We start from the raw sequence: 1,991 nt of genomic DNA, 5'->3' as shown, positions 1-1,991 counted from the left end.
GTCAGTTTATACCTAAGTCAGCGGCCATTTCATTAGTTGACGACGAACAGATAAAGAAAATACAATATCTATTGAACACACGCCCAAGAAAACGGCATAAGTTTAAAAGCCCTGCCTCCTTTTATTCGAAGGAGCTAAGAAAAATTGCACTTCATGGTGTAATCTAGGAACAGCAAAATAAAAACTTCAATAAAATCAATACCTTTTCTGACCACTTTTTGTGGGGAATTTTTAGCTTTGAGTGGTTTTGAGGGCCAAGTCAGTTGGGGTTTTGATATAACTAAATCAAAAGCCATTCCGCACCCCACAGTCGGGAAGTTGCAACCTAAGATGCGTATATCGATGGTTTAACAATATCTCCTCACTTTCGTCCTTTTATCAGCAAGTTTGCGTGACAATTTTAGGTTGAAAGCCTTGGGTGATAAATAAATGCTATGTTAGTAGTGCTCATTTTATTGTTAGGCATATTATTCCAAGCATTTAATAGATGCTATTAGTCGAATTATCACCACTATGTTAAAGTACACAGCAAACACTTATCATTACCACCAACTGCTTGGTTATTCTTATTTATTTTACCCCTGAGCCACCGCTAGCCACGCTTTTAGCGTTGGCGCGGGGGTGGCGCGATTGTAGCTTCACCGCAACAGCGCAACCCTAAGGGAAAACGCCCCAACTTACGCGGGGGCGTTATTCTTTGATAAATTATCCTCTATCCGCACCATAACCGCCCCCCCCCGCGGCCCAAGGATTAAGGACTAAGAAATAAAAGCTAAGGTGTGATGCAAACAGCGTAAAGGGTATCGGAAACGACGCCGCTGCCAACTCTGCCGTTGTCCGAGTAAACATAGAAGCCTTTGTTACTACCTACTACGTCGCTCGTCCAGTAGTTGCTGGGGACGAAGTCCACACCAGAGTAGTTCCCCATCATGCCCCACTCCGTGAAAAACCCTGCACCTATGTGACGCATATAAGTATTATTAGATGAACTAGGTGTGGCGCCGACAGAACCTTGACACCAACTTCCTGAATTTTCACCAGAACAAACCGCATTGGTTAAATCTCTTACCCTAGCAAGACGATAACCCAAACGACTACACCAATTGGAGTGGTTAGACCGGTTACCCGCAGAAATACCCCGATTGACGAACCACTGCTTTAAGACAAACCCATACCTTCCCTCATTACCATCACTATCCCTACCCACCAACTCAAATCTCTGTGGCAAAGTTGGACGTGTTAGTGGACTAGGATAATTTGAACGTATCCGAGCACTATCCGCCCAAGGACCACTTAACTTAACTCGTGCGACAACTTTTCCTCTATCAACACTAGGAATCCAATAATCATTAGCTGTTACACTTGTCACCGTAGCTGTTATATCACCATTCGTGACAACAGACCACGTCAACTGACTTGCATTAATTCCAGTAGGCACCTCTAAGTCAAAAGACAACCCATCAGCACCCGTTGTAGGAAAGTTTTGGTCATAAGATGATGAACGCGTTGACTGAGTTAAAAAACCCTTTGTAGGACTCCATATGTTAGATGGGCCTGCGTAACGAGGGTTGTCGTTAGAATTGATACCAGTAGTACCACCATATAACAAATTCGGCCTTGCCGACTGCACAAAAAACGAACAACTTGCATTCGGTTTGAAATAATAATACTCCCTGTCATTAGTGGTTGAAAATACACGACGATTTGGCACGCCATACTGTGTACTTAAACTAGCACCATCGGGGTTTAAACCTATTGTTACCCTATAAGGCGCCTTACATGCATCTAATGTATCATTAGGACGTACAGTATTTCCATACTTATCATCTAATGAAAGCCATAAAGTCCCTGTCGCCGTTACACCTCCATCTCCATCATCATCTCCCCAATAATGATAAGTATTGACTAAATCATTTAAACGCACAAAAGTGGTCGATGGTGGGAAAATAGTCTTTATATCACCCAAAGTACGCCATGTTGATAATACTATT

1 protein-coding gene is annotated in these 1,991 nt (G+C 42.8%); it reads right to left on the bottom strand.

Annotated elements, in window-relative coordinates:
- Positions 1–772 precede the first annotated feature (772 nt).
- On the bottom strand, positions 773–1,991 hold a 1,219-nt coding region (locus ACYIAJ_RS11235; protein WP_483564833.1), incomplete at its 5' end, for a hypothetical protein.

This window comes from Gilliamella sp. X-46, assembly GCF_057063525.1.
The sequence above is the reverse complement of the archived record's forward strand: the minus strand, read 5'-3'. Positions and strand labels throughout refer to the sequence as shown.